Below are 17,021 nucleotides of genomic sequence, written 5' to 3' on the forward strand. Positions count from 1 at the left end.
GTACAAACTTTGCTGCAGGCGGCCTTGACTGCTCCGATTTGTACGATTTTTCGTACAAACTTCGCTGCGGGCGGCCTTGACTGCTCCGATTTGTACGATTTTTCGTATTAGCCGCTAGTGGACGAGGCACTCCGAATGGCCTATATAGCGATAAGGAGTGATAGAAGGTTACTTTTTGGCAAGCGGGGGGGCGATTGACGGGGCTATATAAAAGCACGAAGAGCCTCGATCCATTTGATCGAAGCTTCTTGTGCCAAGTCTCGAGCATCCACTGATTGCCTGGAGTTCGCAAGATGTATTGTGGAATAATCGCTCTCTAGTCCAATCCAGTTATTACCTTCGCAATCGTTTCCCCTTCTGCGTCTGCTACGCAATCGGGATATAAATATCCACTTCAGAATTGTCGTCATGCGGCGATGTAAACCGCTCATCGTAGCGTTCAAAGTCGATGCCTCTTACCAATTCGAGACCTTGCAGCTTTAGCCACTTGCTGTAGATCAGCTCATACGTCTCGCTTAACTTTCCGATATTGCCTTTGTGGGTGAAGACAGCGTAGCGCTGCGCCGGAACAAGCATCTTCTCCATCCCTTCCGGGACGGATTCTCCCGGTGACTCATATCCCGCCACATAGGTGAACTCCATATCGTTGTCGCCCGGAATGCAGATGCCGTAAGATACTTCCGGCTGCAGCTTGCCCTCAATCTCATACTCGCGCGGGAGAAATCGTTGCCACAATGCGGGGATATCCCCTGCTCCGCATGTGCTGTCCCATGACAATCCCACCACCGTAAACGCTTCTTTCTCCACAATTTTCGCTTCCATCGGAATGCCTCCAGTTACCGTCATATACTCGACCATCTGCTGAATGGCGGACAACTGCTTTTGCCGGGCGTCGATTTCCTCTTGGACCTGGTGAGCGCGCTCCTGCAGAAGCCGCATTATTTTGTCATCGTCCTCCAAAGTGCCATCTTGCTTTAACGACATGACCGATTCAATGCTCAGCCCCATGGAACGCAGAAATAAAATTCGCCGAAGCTCGGGCAGCTGGTCAGAAGCATACAACCGGTATTGATTGCTCTCGCCGATCTGGTTCGGAGTGAACAGTCCAATGGAATCGTAATACCGGAGCGTCTTAGTCGTTACTCCGAATAGCCGCGCGATACGCCCGACAGTCAGCATACTCTCACCTCCCTCCAGCAGTGGTCTGTACACTCATCCTACAACGTTTCCCCTGGGGCAATGTCAATACCTTGCTCCATCAGCACGTAGAGCTTCGACCAATTGTATCGAAACAATACGCTCCTCATATGGTCTCATGGTCTGCCTGCTATTTACAGGTTGCAATGCATTCGTTACGGCGCTTGCTTGATAATATTGTCCAGCGTAAGCCCCTCAGGAGATGCTTCGCTGTACCTTTGCATGTAGCCATCTTGTTCCCAGCGCTCAAGCATGGAGGCGTTAACAATAGTTCTATCCATTAATTCCAGATGCTGAGGATGATTCTGAGATATCCATTGTCTTGATTCCTTAATGTCAGAATACCCGGGGACAACAATAGACTGCGGAATGAGATCGAATAAATTGTTGTAGGAAACACGTTTTTCATACAGTCGTGTGAACACAAAAGTCTGATCATTGATTAGTTCAAGCGATTCATCCACCAGTCTGTAATAAAAGTCTTTTACGTCCTCATTTTTATCTTCGGGGAACGGCCTCTCGAATCGCAGCAGTTTAATAATGCGCTGATCGTTTTTGAACCATTTGTTTTGCTCATAGACGACCGTATACACAATATTAACAGCGGAACTATCACTTACCTCGTTGTATTGCCCAAGCGTGCTTGGAATCTTGTTTTCACCGCCCAGACTGACAGAAAGGCTATATTGGTTGTCGCTTTTTCCTTTGCCGTAAACTTTGTCCGCCTTGATTTCTTTCGGTTGAAAAGCCAGCATACAGGCGCCCGCCAAGAGAATTGCACATCCCAAACCGATCATTAACACTATTTTTCTCATCTTATCCGCCCTTTCCCGAGTTCAATGCCTCACTATAGTCGCAGCACCGTTATTCGTTCGTCGTGGATAATCTCCCCATTGTCACGAAAGCCGAAGCTTTCATACAGCTTTTTGGCGACCGCATTTTCAGCCGAATAAGAGAGCCAGCAATACTGAGCCGGCCCTGCAGGGAAGGTGCGAATAAATGCCATTATTTTCTTCATTGCTTCCCTGCCGTATCCCTTGTTCTGATATTGCCGGTCAATCATCAGCCGCAATATACAATAGCTCTCATCTGCGATTGTCGGGAGATCATACCCGGTAATGTTGTAAGTCAACATGACAAACCCGACCGGCTGCTCATCTGCGTAGATCATAAACGGAAAAGGATGTCCGCCATTGGTTGCCAGCACATAACACGAAGCGACGCTGGACAGATTGGATGCAACGAAGCGGCGCTGGTCTTCCGAGACCTCCAGCCTGAATAGGTCACGCCGGTTTTCCAATGTAATTTTTCTGAGCATAATCATGTAGAGAAGCTCCCTTCCATTCCTTGAATTTGCGCCGCGATCGCTTCTATAACATACATGTTATACGAAAAAAGGAATAGACTTATATTGAATTTTTTTATACACTATTATGTATCCATGACTTTTTTAGGCTCTCATCTTTTCTGACATATGAATGAACCGGCACAATGATGTGCCGGTTTTCCTCGTTTATAGGCGGAATCGTTCCTGCCTGCGTAATCTTTTCGTTGCTTGCACTAGTTGAGACGACTATCTGGCGCATAAATCATCGATCCCGCTTCAAAAATAAGGGCAGGCCAAATCGCGCAAATAAATCGCTGTCGATAAAGTGATGGATATGCGCGATTCTCCCCTCCTGGATCTCAAGAATATGTATGGCCCAAGGAATACATACCCCGTCGTCTCCCGCAGGCACATACTGCGCATATGCCGGGCAATTGCCGTTAGCACGCAACGGCATCAGACGCGAACCCGTGCAATGTGCGCGCGTCGCTTGATAGAATGCCGCAATGTCCATGCTGCCTCGCACCCACATGACATAAGGCGGCATGGACAAGCTTGCGCTTTCGTGGAACAACGCCAGCAGTCTGTCGACGTCGTAATGCTCGAACGCTTCTATGTAACTGTCAAGCAGACGCTGATCGACATCGGCGTCAATCTCCCTCAGCGTCTCGGAACGAAGCTGAACCTGTCTAATCGTTGAGCGTGCCCGCTGCAAGGCGCTGTTGACAGCGACTGCAGTCATCTCCAGCGCTTCGGCCGTCTCCTTGGCCGACCATCGGAACACGTCGTTCAATAGCAGTACCGCGCGCTGTCGAGGCGGCAAAGTTTGCAGCAGAGCAATGAACGATAGGCGAATGGATTCCTTGCCAACTGTGATGGCGACCGGGTCGGTCGAGGAATCGGGTATCGGCCAGATCCACTCCTCTACAGACAGATTCTCCCTTGGCTCCGCAATCATAACGGCTGGGTCGGTTAAATCCATAGGAAGCGCCCGACGCTTGGCATGACGGAGCTTGTCCAAGCAGACATTCGTGGCAATTCGATATATCCAGGACCGTAATGAAGCGCTATTCTGAAGCTCCCCCTTGGCCTGCCACACACGCAGCATGGTATCCTGAACGGCATCCTCCGCCTCGGAGTATGACCCCATCATTCTGTAGCAGTATCCGGTCAGCTCGCCCCGCATTCCTTCCGCCGTCTTTACTTCCTCGTGCAGTTGGCTCATTTCCAGCCTCCTTTCGTTTATAGAAGATGCATCTTGGCTTCTGCTTCGTCCCAAGGCACCGAATAGCCCGCACCTTTGGCACAGAAGATGGACGATGACGTATACAGAGGATCGGCATCCTTCCGATAGCCTGTCTGCTGAATCACTTCCTCCGCATTATGACATGTGTCATAGCCGCTGAACACACAGCGGATGCTGCCTCGTCCATGCGTGAAGGATGCGAACTCCGTGCAGTAGTTCATGAAGGTCGACACGGGCACCCTCCCTGTAATGACCGCATGGGTCCCCAGCGTCTGCGGCGGCTCGAACGTCCCCGAAGCCCGCTGTATATCCGACATCACCCTCCCCATCTCATCGATTCCTACTTTAATTTTAAGATCATAATAGGGCTCCAGCAGCAGATTGTTCGCTTTCTCCAGCCCTTGCCGCAGAGCGCGGAAGGCAGCTTCGCGGAAGTCACCGCCATGCGTATGCTCGTTATGCGCGGCACCTTTGATCAGCGTGATCTTTATGTCCGTGATTGGCATGCCTGTCAGCAGTCCGTTATGCTCTCGTTCGTCAAGATGCGTCCCAATCAGATTCTGATAGCTGTAGTGGAGATCATCAGGATGACACGTGCTAGTGAATTGAATCCCGCTCCCTCGCTCTCCCGGCTCAAGCAGCAAGTGCACTTCCGCATAATGCCTGAGCGGCTCGAAGTGACCGTATCCCGTCACAGCGGATTGAACCGTTTCTTTATACAAAATTTCCGGTTGGCCGAAAGAGATGACTTGACCGAATCTCTCCTTCACAAGCAGCTCCAACACCTCCAGCTGAATCAGGCCCATGACGCGAATGTGGATCTCCTGCAGATGCTCGTCCCACACGACATTCAGCGACGGGTCCTCCGCATGCAAGATGCGGAACGTACCGAGCACTTCTTGGATGGAGAGAGAATCGTCGAATAACACTTTCGACTGCAAGGCCGGCTCCGATTCGTAAGCCAACCGATTCCGGATCAGCCCCAAACCTTGTCCGGCTTCGGCTGCCGACAAGCCGACGACCGCGAATAAATCGCCGGCTTCCACTTGATCCGATGGCTGCGATTTGTTGCCGTTAAACGTTAAGATGCGCGTAATTTTCTCATCGTAGTGAATCCCTTCGCTCTCATAGCCGAGCTGCTCCCGCACCTTCAACCTGCCACTCAACACCTTCATGAACGTCAATCTTACACCGCTATCATCGTGCCGGATCTTATAGATTCGTCCTCCGAACGGGGCATCCCCTTCATAAGACGCTATCGCCAGCAGATGCAGCTGTTCCAGGAATGCAAGAATACCCGTATCCTGCAAAGCGGACCCGTGAGCGCAAAGGAAAAGGCGCCCCTCTTGCACCATCTGCTGCAAAGCTTGCAGCCAGAAGCCGGGAGTATCTCGCCCTTCCAGATACGCTTCCAGCAAGCCTTCATCCCGTTCGGCCATTGCCTCTCGCAACGGTTCGCCGACGATACCGCCAGTGAAGCTCTCCGTAATGGAGCAGGCATCGTCCGTCAACTGTCGGCGGATCTCCTCCAACGTTCTCTCTGCATCCGCGCCGACCCGATCGGTCTTGTTGATGAAGAAGAACGTCGGTATCCGATGCTTCTGCAGCAGCTGCCAGACGGTTTCCGTATGGCCCTGCACACCTTCCACCGCGCTGACAATGACAATAGCATAATCGATAATCTGAATTGCCCGCTCCATCTCGGGGGAGAAATCGACGTGACCGGGCGTATCAATCAAGTAATACCTGTCGCCTTTATAATCCATCATCGCCTGATCCGCGAATACCGTAATGCCCCTTGCCCGTTCAATGTCGTGACTGTCCAGGAATGCATCCTTATGATCAACCCGCCCACGCGAGCGGATGCTGTTCGTATGGTACAGCAGTTGTTCGGCAAAAGTCGTCTTGCCCGCATCCACATGGGCAAACAAACCAATCGTTAATCGCTTCATCCTATCCCACTTTCACAGCTTCTTTTTTACAAGTTGGATGCGAGAGGTAGCCGACCGCCCTTGCAAGCCTTCTATGTACTTGTCATATTATAGCATTATTTACGTAAAATATCGCGCATATGTTCTTATTTCGATTGACCACTTCAAGAGACCCGTACGCTTCCCAACGAGAGTAATACGACCAACCTTCCCTATGTATTAATCTTCACGATTGTTCTCGTAGTGTTCTGATGCAATTATCTTTAATCTATCTACAACGACGTATGGGATATTTGCAAATTGACTTAATAAGAGGAATAAACGATCGTCAACCGCCGCCCCTTCACGAAACGTTCTTAAGGAAGGGTAATACAACAATCGCTGCTCACAAGATAAATCATTTCTATACAAGGCTTGATATTCGAGCTCGTAAGGAATACCGCCGTACTGGCTGCTAATGCCTTGCAGACATTGTTCGTACCAGACAGCATCGCTACAAGTGCTTGCCGCACCCGAGACAAAATAATGCTTATCGAACTCATCGGAACGGACAGGCTTTCCATTCCAAGCGCCATCGTCAGAATGGATATACCCTTCTGTCAACTCGGCCAATGCCGAAGCAAGAATACCATAGACTAGATTAATGATCGCCGGCTGCCCCGCCGATCTTCGAAAGATCCAATAATGACCGACAGACAGAGACCTCTTCACTTCCAGATAATCCTCTCCATCCTCGCCGTATTCTTCCCGGATCTCGATCGTAATCGCATCAACTATCTCATAATAGGCATCCGTTCCGCCTCCGGAACCAGGTTCAACATAGAACCACGCATCCCCTTCTCCCCAGGCCATGTCTTTATCGTTCTTATCATTCTGCGATAAGATTTCCTCACCTATTCTCGCATATATGACCGGCATTTCCTTCAAAGCAAATGGCGATAAAAAATGTTGCAGCTTCCGATTGGCGACCTTCAACACGTTTACAAGCGTCGGTACATACGATGTCGCGGGATATACCTCAAAAGTCGTACTCAATTGTTCTCGCCTCCTCTTTCCAATATTAAGGTATTCCACGTATTGCATCTATCATCCCGTTCCGACCTTTAATTTTGTCGTTCGGGCCAGTAGTGAGACAAAAAAAGTACATCGCCAAATAAGCGATGTACTCCAAACTTGCCTGCAATTCCCTGCACAAGCCTCTTGTTCCTGCAACAAGCCCCTGAACGAAATAACTTCCTATTGTTCCAGCAGTATCATACGACCGCAATGACCTGATCGGTTTCTCCTCGTGAGCCAAGTGCTGGCTATTTCAGGTTCTCAATCATTCTCACGGCTATGACCAGCGCCTGTTCACGAGTAGCGCTCGCATAGTTTTTCGCTTCTTCCGCGGCAGTCGTGGCACGTGGACTGAAGTGGTTGTTGCCTGTGCCCGCAATAATTCCGTTGGCGGCCATGAAATACACGCTCTCCTTCGCCCACGAAGAGATTTTCGCATCATCGGCAAAGACCGCAGGCTTCGTATAGGACAGCTTGAATTGACCGTCGTTAGCCAATGACCAGCCGGTTATCGTCGATTTCTTAAATGCTCGCGTAAGCATGGTTGCAGCCTGCTCGCGATTAAGCAGCGCATCGGGCGCGAACCGGTCAGCCGAGAGACCGGCAACGAGGTTGACGTTATATGCCTTCAATACCTCGATATCTGTTGTATCGTTGAATGGATTGTTCACGACCGGTAAAGCCGTGCTACCGGAAAGACTTTCATACACCTTTACAGCCACTGCCGCGAATTCGGCCCGAGTGATAGGCTTCGTCAAATCCTCGCCATACAAGGAATCCGGAATAATCCCCATGCTGTCCGCTTTCTCCAATTCCTTCGTCGCCCAGACGGAAGCATCGGACCAGGCATCGCCATCCGCAAAATAGCTGTAGTTCGTGTCCGGTTGTCCCGCCCCCGGAAGCAGCCATAAATCCTTGATCGATACGGTTTTTCCCGCTGGGGCGATGACAAAGTCATAGCTCTCCACATAGCCGTCCTTCGACGCCCGGAATGCATTCAATCCGGATACGACTTCAGCGGTAAATTGGCCTTTCGGCCCCGTCTTCACGGTATTCTTCGTTCCCAGCACACGAACAGTAGCGCCAGCCATCGGGTTGCCCGACTCATCCCTGACTACACCTTCCACTGTGCTAATGTAGGTCGAGCGGCTATAGTTTACCAGCAATTTGACAAAATCGATGGCAAAACCGTCACCCAGTCCGGTCGTTTCATTGATATAGATCGATAGCGAACCCGAAGCAATTTCCGAATAGAACCTTTGCGGAACTTCAATTGAAATAATCTGTACGACCGGCCCCGTCTGGTCAATATGGTTCAGTACCTCTGAAATAAACGGCGCCTCCTTGCCGTTCAAGGTTACGGTAAAATCTGTCCCCCAGTTAATCGCTTGGAAATCATCCACACATATTTGCAGCATCGCATTTTTCACTGCAATTCCCGACATATCGTAACTCAATTTGACCGCTCTGGTCGTGGCCCCTTCGGCATCCTGCTCCCACTGATAGGAGTAACCGTCCAACGACTCGCCTTTATAAGCTGTACCAAGCATAATTCTGTCCGTTCCGTCAGCTGCGCCTTCACGCGGCTCCCATGGGTAAGGATGAGACCACGTGTGCTCTGCCGTGAACGGATTCTCATCTTCGTAGAAACCGAAACCTACATTATTGATTGAACCGGATCGCACCATTAACTCGGCTTCGCTTGTATTGTGAAGCGTTACCGACTCCAGATCCCAATCACCGTTATCCGGATCACTGACAGCCAGCGCTGATAACGGTGCAATAACTGCCCACAGCAACAGCGCTAACATGAACATGCTTACAGCTTTCATTTTCATCTTCCATTCCTCCCGAACGATTAGCGGCTAGTATTATAGGTTTATTCGCCTGGAAGCATAATAGCACGGTCGATACTGATCCGAAATAATCATATATTATGATTATCCGCGTTTACTGCTGAATGGGATGGTGATGCCGCGACGCAAGCCAATTAGCTTCTAACCGCCAGGCAATAGTTCACATTGTCGAAGGCCGTAATGGGATGATCGGAATAGCTTTCATTATAGGCTTGAAATAATTCATCCGTGATCTCGATTGGCGTGAGGTGGCGATAAATAAGCCAGTTCGCTCCTTCCAGCATTTCCTCAAGTTCCAAGTAGGAATAACAAGCCTGCATAGGCTCACCGGCTTGCGCGGCCATCCTTACCTGCTTCCGGGCTCTGTCGCCGGCTTGTGGTGTGAACGTATGCTCATCGGGATAATCGAAGACGATGCTGCTGCCCTTCGGGAGCAGCAGAGCGAGGTCGGACAACAGACGTGCGAACACTTCCTTGTCCAAGTAATAGCTGATGCCCAGCAGGCTGCAGAAGCTGAGACGGTCCGTTGCGAACGAAGGGCACGCGCGCAGCCTGCTCTGCCATTCCGGCAAGTTGAAGTCGGCTGCAATATGATGCAGATTAGAAGGAGTGTCGAAGGACCGGGCTGACATACGCTTCTGTTTGTCCGCAGCAGTTGCAGCATGATCGATCTCGATAATGTCCAGCCCTCTCGCCCACTGCGGCTGGCGATAAGCAAAGGTGTCGTAGCCGGCTGCAAGAATAAGGTATTGTCCGGCTCCCAAAGTAACGGCTGTTTCAAGTGATTGTTCCGCGAATGCCGCTCTGCCAAGCGGCGTTGGAGAGAGCTGGTAATCAACCACTTCACGGAGCGCTTGCCTCGCAGTTCCCGCAAAGTCCGGACGAAAGAAAGCAATCGCCTGCGACATATTGGCGGCTATGCTCTCATATTCCTCATCGGTTAATAGCTGCCTGGCGAGCGAGTCGTCAAAAATCATGATTTCATTCTGTTCGGCGTGATACGCTCTAGCGAATGCGCTAACCAATGCCGTTAAGCTTTTCTTTTCCATCCTTCATCACCTCAATTCTGTTGTATCATTGAGGCGCATCATGAAACAACACTTGACTTTTTCGCAATTTTATGGTATAATATGGATATGAATTTCGTACATTTCACAGTTTTGTCACATTTGAAGTCCTCTTTCAAGCCTCGTGTACACTGCTTGCCTCCATTCTCCCTAGCTACTTTCCACTCTCCAGCCGATGCTACATGCCCTACAGCCGACCAACTAGCTACTTTCCACGCTCCAACCGATGCTACATGCTCTACAGCCGACCAACTAGCTACTTTCCACGCTCCAACCGATGCTACATGCGCTACAGCCCCCGACCTGCTACTTTCCGAACTCCAGCCTATGTGCCATGTCTTACAACCACCGCTACGCGTACGTTCCTGCACAGCAAAAAGGCCGGCCAAGCCTCTCCACGCAAGAGAGACTGACCAGCCTTGCCTAAGCCATTGCTTTTTACGCATGCTTTGCTGCTACGCTTGCTTCGGCCCAATGTAACCTTCCGCCTTCAGCAGTTCGGCGATCAGCACCGCACCGCCAGCCGCGCCGCGAAGCGTATTGTGCGAGAGGCCGACGAACTTGAAGTCGTGCAGGGAGTCCTCGCGCAGTCTGCCTGCGGATACGCCCATGCCGCGCTCTACATCACGGTCCAGGTGCGTCTGCGGCCTGTTCTCCTCTTCGAAGTAAGTGATGAACTGCTTCGGCGCGCTAGGCAATCCAAGCTCCTGCGGCCGCCCCGCAAAGCTCTTCCAGCGATCCAATATTTCTTCCTTCGAAGGCTTGTTCTCGAACGAGACGAATACGGTAGCCATATGTCCGTCCAGCACCGGAACGCGAATGCACTGCGTCGTAATCAGCGGAGCACTCGCCTTCACAATCGCACCGTCTTCGACGCTTCCCCAGATGCGCAGCGGCTCCTGCTCGCTCTTCTCTTCCTCGCCGCCGATGTACGGAATGACGTTATCCAGCATTTCCGGCCAGTCGGTGAAGTTCTTGCCCGCGCCGGATATCGCTTGATACGTGGATGCGACAACCGTCTTCGGCTTGAACTCCTGCAGCGCGTTCAGCATCGGCACATAGCTCTGAATGGAGCAGTTCGGCTTAACCGCGATAAAGCCGGTAGACGTGCCCAGACGCTTGCGCTGCGCTTCGATCACGTCCAGATGGTCCGGATTGATCTCCGGAATGACCATTGGCACGTCCGGCGTCCAGCGATGCGCCGAATTGTTGGAGACGACAGGTGTCCCCGTCTTCGCGTACGCCTCTTCCAGCGCCTTGATCTCATCCTTCTTCATGTCCACCGCGCAGAAGATGAAGTCTACCCCGGCCGCCACTTCCTCCACCTTGGAAGCGTCCTGCACGACGATGGATTTCACATCCTCCGGAATAGGCGTATCCAGCTTCCATCTGCCCTGCACGGATTGTTCGTACGTCTTGCCTGCCGAGCTTGCGCTTGCCGCAATCGCGGTCACTTTGAACCAAGGATGTCCGTCCAGCAGCTGCACGAACCGCTGTCCGACCATTCCCGTTCCTCCGACTATGCCTGCTCTCAATAATTGTGACATAACATCCATCTCCTCCTAATTCGTAGTTCGCCTCTGCATCGTCTTTACACTTATTACATGTGGATTGCCTTGCTCCTGATACAAAAAAAATCCCACCCCCAAGACTGCCATCAGCCTCAGGGACGAGATATTGTTCTCGTGGTACCACCCCAGATTCACGCATATGTCGCCATATACGCCTCTTCGAGTACGGCGCTTCCAATACGCGTATACTCTAGCTCTGTAACAGGAGCCCCTGGCACACCACCCCCCGCCGTTATTGGCAACAGGTTCCGATGTGCTGCTCAGAGTCTTTCTTCAGTAAAGTCTTCTTTGCTCCTTTCCAGCTGCCGGAGCTCTCTGTGAAAGAATTCATCTACCTACTTCTCTCGTCATCGCATTTCGTTGATGATTATCTTAACAAATTCCCGCTCGGAGGTAAACCTTATTTTTCAAAAAATTGAACTTTTCGAATTGCCAATTTGTACGCATTGCATGCACTGTTACTACATCCGCTATTCCTTCCATCAAGCTGTTAGCTAAAAATCGCAAAAACGCGACAGAAGGTTCAGCCGCTCCTTAAAGGGAGGACTAACGATCTGTCGCGCGGCTTATTATTGTAAAGCGAGATGGATCAGCTTGCTCATCACCTTCGCAACTTCCGCCCTTGTAGCCGTACCGTCGGGGTCGAACATATTCCCCGGCTTGCCCGTCAGAATTCCGTTCTCCTGCATAGCCTTGATGGCCGGCAGAGCCCATGAGGAGATCGAGCCTTCATCTGCGAACTCTCGCTCACTGCCCGCGTCCGTCATAGCAAGCTCGGCATGCTTGATGTAGCTGGCGATCATCGTCGCCATCTCTTCTCTGGTCACTTCCTTGTCGGGAGCGAAGCGGCCATTGCCCATTCCGTTCACAATCCCGTTCTCGTAAGCCCAAGCAATGTATGGAGCGTAATACTTCCCGGCCTCCACATCGGCAAAGCTCGTATCTGTATCCGAGACAATAGCGCCATGCAGTCTGCCCAGCACCGTCACCAGCATTCCCCTGGTCATCGTGTCGTTCGGTGCGAAAGCGTCGCCGCCGATTCCCAGGAACAGCTCCCTTGCCGTTACGAAATCAATGCTCTGCTTGGCCCAATGACGAGCCGTATCCGTGAACGACTTTGCATTATAGCCAATCGCGAATGCACCGACTTCCTGCGTCACGAATTCAACCGCACCGTTCGCCACTCTTGCATGAGGCATCAGTATTTTACGATTGCCTTCCAGGCGGTACACGACAATATTGTCCCCGGACTCATCTGCTCCCGTCTCGTAAGGCAAGCGAACCTTGATACTGCCGCCGAGCGAGCCGATCGGCTCGCCATCTGTCGTAACGGCAACCGTTCTGACCGGCTTGCCATTCACTTCCGGCTCCCTCTCGATGCTGATCGTGAACGCATCACCCTTCCATTGCGCAAGCACGGCATGCCTCAGTTCGATATCTCCAAGCACAGAGGAGATGATTAGCTTCTTACCACTCTCCACTATGCGGTCAATCGACTGCTTACCGATGCCTGCATGCACGCTTGTTGCTTCTGCAGGCGTCTCGACATGAACGGCAACTTCCGCCAGATCATCATGCTGCACAACTTCCTCTACATCTTTATCGTCTACCTGAACATTGGCAGCACCTTCCGAATCTAATTCGGATTTGAGCTCGATTCGCTCGTCAGGCTGACCCGTAGGCTGTTTGGTAGGTATCCCCGGTACGTGACCTGTCACGCGGGAGCGTATATCGAACGTGCCTGTAGCGCTTGTCACTTCCGCAAGCTTATCTGCACCTGTATACCCCTTGAGATCGGTAATCGTATACGTTTTGACACCTGGAGCGTCCTTCGCCTTGAACGTCATGCGCATAATGACAGCCGACTGATCGTTCTGGAATCCCGCCTCATGAACGGCCGCCACTCTTACCGTTCCATTGTCGGGATTAACCTTGTAGGCATACAGCCATTCAGTCATAGCATCCCCTCTTGCAACCGAATCATCCGACAGTTCCAACGCGGCTTGATCGTAATTCAATTGAAATTCGATCGTCTTCAGTCCTTGAGGATGGTGCAGCACTATATCCACAGTCGACGTCTCCCCGACATACGCCTGAGCAGACTGGATTTCCACTTCCGGAACGGATGCCGTTGCCGGCTCGGCAAGCACCACGCCTTGAATCATCAGTGATAGGACGAGAGTACAAATGATCAACAGTTTTTTCATCTTCATAGCGATCATCCTTTTCTAAGCATACAGGGAAGGCATACCTCGCGCCTTCCCTGTATACGGTTTGATTAGTGATTCACAGAATCATGATCGGTCAGGACCAGTCTGTCTGCAATCAATTGCAAGAGAGCGAGAACATCGTTCGTGTCCACCTTCTGGTCGCCGTTAATATCAGCCGCACCGCGCTTGGCTTCGTCCGCTTCGCTTGAACCGGCGACAATCAGTTGCAAGATCTCCGTTACATCTAGCAAATTGACATTCCCGTCTTCATTGAGGTCCCCCGCAGTCACTGCAGGAGCGACAGCTTCGCCGATAAAGTCGATTTCACTCATGCTGGTGAACGAGCCGGTACCGTATGTGCTGGTAATGACCAGCTTCACGTAACGTCCTTGAATCGGCTTGTCCAGCGCCACGAAGTCCTGATATACCGTTCCGGTCGAAGTCTTGCCGAAGACGCCATTCGCCCGGTTCTCTTCATTGGCGAGGAACGCCGGATCGCTCAGATCGGAGAGGCGATCGGACGCGTACAGCTGGAATTCCTTCGGGAATTCCATGGCCGACAGCTTCGTGCGGCTAGTCCGCTGAATGCCGCTCAGCTTGAAGGTGTCCTTCATGTCGATCACGATCCAATGCGGGAACGACGGTACAGGAGCCTTCCAGCGAGTATGCCAGATCGTCGTATAATCATCGTCCAAGATGTAGTGCGGCAAGTTATTCTCGAAGTCGTCATAAGAACTGTAGGAATCGATGGTGAATGAGCTCTTTGGAATAAAGTCATATACAATGGCTTCTTTGCCCGTCCGCAGCGCCCACATCAGATCGATGTACGCCTGATCGATAATAGCGGCCTGATCGTTTGCCGTCAGCGCTTTTGCCCCAGCAAGACTCGATTCGAGCGCGGACATCACTTGCGCAGGTACGGACAACCCCGTTGTCGATGCAATGTAGGCCGCGAACTGCTCGGCTTCCCCGATCTTCTCCGTCAGTTGCTCATAGGTGTACAGGTCGGCAGGGTTTTTCGGATCAGGTGCGGAACCTCCCGTCATGAAGGAGGATTGCACCTTCTCGCTACGGTTGCCATATGAATCAACTGCCGTTATCGTGATGAAATACGCCGTTGCCTCGCTTAATCCCTCAATCGGCATTCGCAATACGCTAGGTGTAGGAGAGACGTAGAACTCCGATGCGACACTGTACGACTTCACATCTTCTCCCGTGCGCGCATTCATTATGTTGATGTCATAATGATGGACGAGCTGATCGTCCTTGGCTTGACGGAACGAGAGCTCAGGCACGCCGTATACATTCTCCGTCACCGTAATTTGCGGATTCTCCACGAATGCCGGAGCTGTCTTGTTCCGCTCCGTATAGATGAAGTTTTCCTTTATCTCTTCCGCCGTATCGCCCTGCAGCTTCACGACCCACTTGTCGCCTGCGAGCGTCCCTTTGTTCTTGAACGGCGTGCGATTGCCGCCTTGCCATACGCCGTTCTTGAAGGTGGAGCCGGCATCGGCGTTGAGCGCCACCCGCTCGATCTCGACGCGGTCCTCATACACTTCAATGAACTGAGCCTGATTCTGAGGCAGCTCGAAGCGGCTTACGACGCCTTCGTCAGTAATGAGCGAATAACCGCGTTCCACCTGAATATAGGACATCGATCCTACATTCACCGATGTGAAGTCCTTCTGGTGAATGGAGCGCTGGTCGTTAATGTTCAAGTGGGAGTGGCCGGACAAGACGATCGCTTGCGGATAATCCTTCAGATCCGTGTACAGATTGCTATTGGAAGCCTGCTGCCCGTCCATGACCGTGCCCAATATCGGTTGATGAATGTTGATGAATATAGGTTCATTGAATTGACCGGGCTCGGAAATCAACGCCGCCAGCCTTTCCTTCAGCCAGTTGCGTTGCTCCATATCGCCGTTGTAATTGTTGCCGTTCAAGAAGAAGAACGAATATCCGCCAATCGTTTTCTCGTAGTAGCCATTAGGCTGCTCCGTGAACCATTCGGCCGGATAGAGAGAGCGGGCCTCTGCTACGGTAGCGTCATGATTGCCCATAGCGAACTGGATACGCGTCGTATCCTCCCACCCTTTGCGGGCAAGCTGCGCTTCGAACATCTCGCGGATGAAGGCGTGATGCGGACCGAGACCGTTCCAGTTGTCGTTAATGTTGTCGCCGATCAACATGATGGCGTCCGGATTCGGGAAGATGGACGCGATCACGTCGAAGTTGCTCGTATACTGATCGTGCGCCTCCTGCTCCTGCTCCGGCGTTCCCGGCCCCTTGTGCACATCCGACATAGCGACGAATTGCAGCAGCGGCCGCTCGCTCGACTTCACGATATATCCATAGGAGATAGCTTCGCTCCATACGCTGTCTTTCTCTGCAATCAGAGACAGATTGGCGGATTCCGTAAGCACGATCGGCGTACCGTCGTACCGCGGGCTAGTCGCCTCGGGTGTCATTCCATCCAGTGTATAGTACACATTAGCGTCCGGCGTAGGACTGTACACGGAGACGGTCACCGTTCCCTCGTACCGGCCCGGAGCCGTCTCCGGATAAGGTGTTTCCACACTCTCGACACGCGCTTCCACCGCTCTCGCGGCGTCAGGGAACGCGGGAATGACAGCGAGCAACAATACACAGACCAGCAACGGCAGTACCGGCTTCTTCATTTTTAGTAAGAACAAGTACAACTCCTCCTAAGGCTTGTCATCACTTCAGCTTGTTTTTCATACGGGTAGCCGATGTTTCCAATGCGATTGCGAACAACAGGATGAGCCATGTGATCGCGCCTACTTCATTCATATCCAGATAGAACGAGCTCGCCATGAACATATCGAAGCCGACTCCGCCCGCCCCGGCAGCCGCCCCCATCGCAACCGCTGCGCCGCAGTTAATCTCGAACCTCATGAACGTCCACGACATGATATACGATCTCGATGAAGGGATAACGGCTTGAAATACGATATGCCACCAGCTTGCACCGCTGCTCCTTAGCGCTTCGATCATCCCCTTGTCCAATTCCTCGAACGACTCGGAGTAAGCTTTAATCAGATAGCCGATAGAGTGGAACGTCATGCCGATCACGGCCGCAACGCTCCCCAGCCCTGCAGGCACGGCGAAGATAAGCACCCACAGCACCGTTGGAACGGCTCTAATAAATGCGACTCCTCCTCTGATGAAGTAGGACAGCGTGGGATTGGACAGATTGCGCGCAGCCAGCAGGCCGAAGAACAGAGCGATGACGGCACCGAATACAGTGGTCAAAAAGGCCAGCCCAATCGTGACCAGAACGGCGAACAGCGCGTCTTTAAACGTAATATTCGTAAACTTCGCTTGCGATAGCATGCTGACAAGATTATCGAATGCGTCGCCGATAGCGGCAAACACTTGGATGTTGTCATAGTCGAAGCTGATAAAGCTTAACACGGTTAGCGCCGCCAGGGAGAACAGCGTGAATCTGAGTACAAAAGCAGCCTTGTCGAACGGCTTCCTGGACTTGCCCGCCTCCGGCGCTTCACCGGCTGACTTGGAGATCGTCGGCGACATCCGTC

12 protein-coding genes and 1 other annotated feature are annotated in these 17,021 nt (G+C 51.9%); all 12 genes read right to left on the minus strand.

Features of this window, described 5'->3' with window-relative positions; genetic code table 11:
- Positions 1-366: 366 nt before the first annotated feature.
- Positions 367-1,179: a MerR family transcriptional regulator gene (locus M6D81_RS15745; protein ID WP_262677871.1), complete on the minus strand. Its 813-nt coding sequence runs from the start codon at positions 1,177-1,179 to the stop codon at positions 367-369.
- Positions 1,180-1,352: 173 nt separating this feature from the next.
- The gene (locus M6D81_RS15750) at positions 1,353-2,012 is read right to left on the minus strand and encodes a hypothetical protein (protein WP_262677872.1); all 660 of its coding nucleotides are present in this window, start codon (positions 2,010-2,012) and stop codon (positions 1,353-1,355) included.
- 32 nt (positions 2,013-2,044) lie between these two features.
- Entirely contained in the window at positions 2,045-2,521 is a 477-nt protein-coding gene (locus M6D81_RS15755) for a GNAT family N-acetyltransferase (protein WP_262677873.1), read from the minus strand.
- A 265-nt stretch (positions 2,522-2,786) separates the two neighbouring features.
- Positions 2,787-3,749 (minus strand): sigma-70 family RNA polymerase sigma factor, encoded by a 963-nt coding sequence (locus M6D81_RS15760; RefSeq protein ID WP_262677874.1) that lies wholly within the window; start codon positions 3,747-3,749, stop codon positions 2,787-2,789.
- Positions 3,750-3,766: 17 nt separating this feature from the next.
- Positions 3,767-5,722: a GTP-binding protein gene (locus M6D81_RS15765; RefSeq protein ID WP_262677875.1), complete on the minus strand. Its 1,956-nt coding sequence runs from the start codon at positions 5,720-5,722 to the stop codon at positions 3,767-3,769.
- A 198-nt stretch (positions 5,723-5,920) separates the two neighbouring features.
- Positions 5,921-6,736, minus strand: a complete 816-nt coding sequence (locus M6D81_RS15770) for a hypothetical protein (protein ID WP_262677876.1) — start codon at positions 6,734-6,736, stop codon at positions 5,921-5,923.
- 269 nt (positions 6,737-7,005) lie between these two features.
- Positions 7,006-8,595 carry an S-layer homology domain-containing protein gene (locus M6D81_RS15775; protein ID WP_262677877.1) on the minus strand — a complete coding sequence of 530 codons (1,590 nt, stop codon included), beginning with the start codon at positions 8,593-8,595 and terminating at the stop codon, positions 7,006-7,008.
- A gap of 152 nt (positions 8,596-8,747) precedes the next feature.
- The gene (locus M6D81_RS15780; protein ID WP_262677878.1) at positions 8,748-9,662 is read right to left on the minus strand and encodes a class I SAM-dependent methyltransferase; all 915 of its coding nucleotides are present in this window, start codon (positions 9,660-9,662) and stop codon (positions 8,748-8,750) included.
- A gap of 473 nt (positions 9,663-10,135) precedes the next feature.
- Positions 10,136-11,227 carry an aspartate-semialdehyde dehydrogenase gene (gene asd / locus M6D81_RS15785; RefSeq protein WP_262677879.1) on the minus strand — a complete coding sequence of 364 codons (1,092 nt, stop codon included), beginning with the start codon at positions 11,225-11,227 and terminating at the stop codon, positions 10,136-10,138.
- A gap of 115 nt (positions 11,228-11,342) precedes the next feature.
- Positions 11,343-11,611, minus strand: a binding site (T-box leader).
- 209 nt (positions 11,612-11,820) lie between these two features.
- On the minus strand, positions 11,821-13,464 hold the full coding sequence (locus M6D81_RS15790; protein WP_262677880.1) for an S-layer homology domain-containing protein: 1,644 nt from the start codon (positions 13,462-13,464) through the stop codon (positions 11,821-11,823).
- A gap of 65 nt (positions 13,465-13,529) precedes the next feature.
- A complete protein-coding gene (locus M6D81_RS15795; RefSeq protein WP_262677881.1) occupies positions 13,530-16,154 on the minus strand; it encodes a discoidin domain-containing protein in 2,625 nt (874 codons plus the stop codon).
- A 25-nt stretch (positions 16,155-16,179) separates the two neighbouring features.
- On the minus strand, positions 16,180-17,016 hold the full coding sequence (locus M6D81_RS15800) for a PhnE/PtxC family ABC transporter permease (RefSeq protein ID WP_262677882.1): 837 nt from the start codon (positions 17,014-17,016) through the stop codon (positions 16,180-16,182).
- Positions 17,017-17,021 lie beyond the last annotated feature (5 nt).

Origin of the sequence: Paenibacillus sp. J5C2022 (assembly GCF_025567625.1) — a bacterium.
Classification (GTDB): Bacteria; Bacillota; Bacilli; order Paenibacillales; family Paenibacillaceae; genus Pristimantibacillus.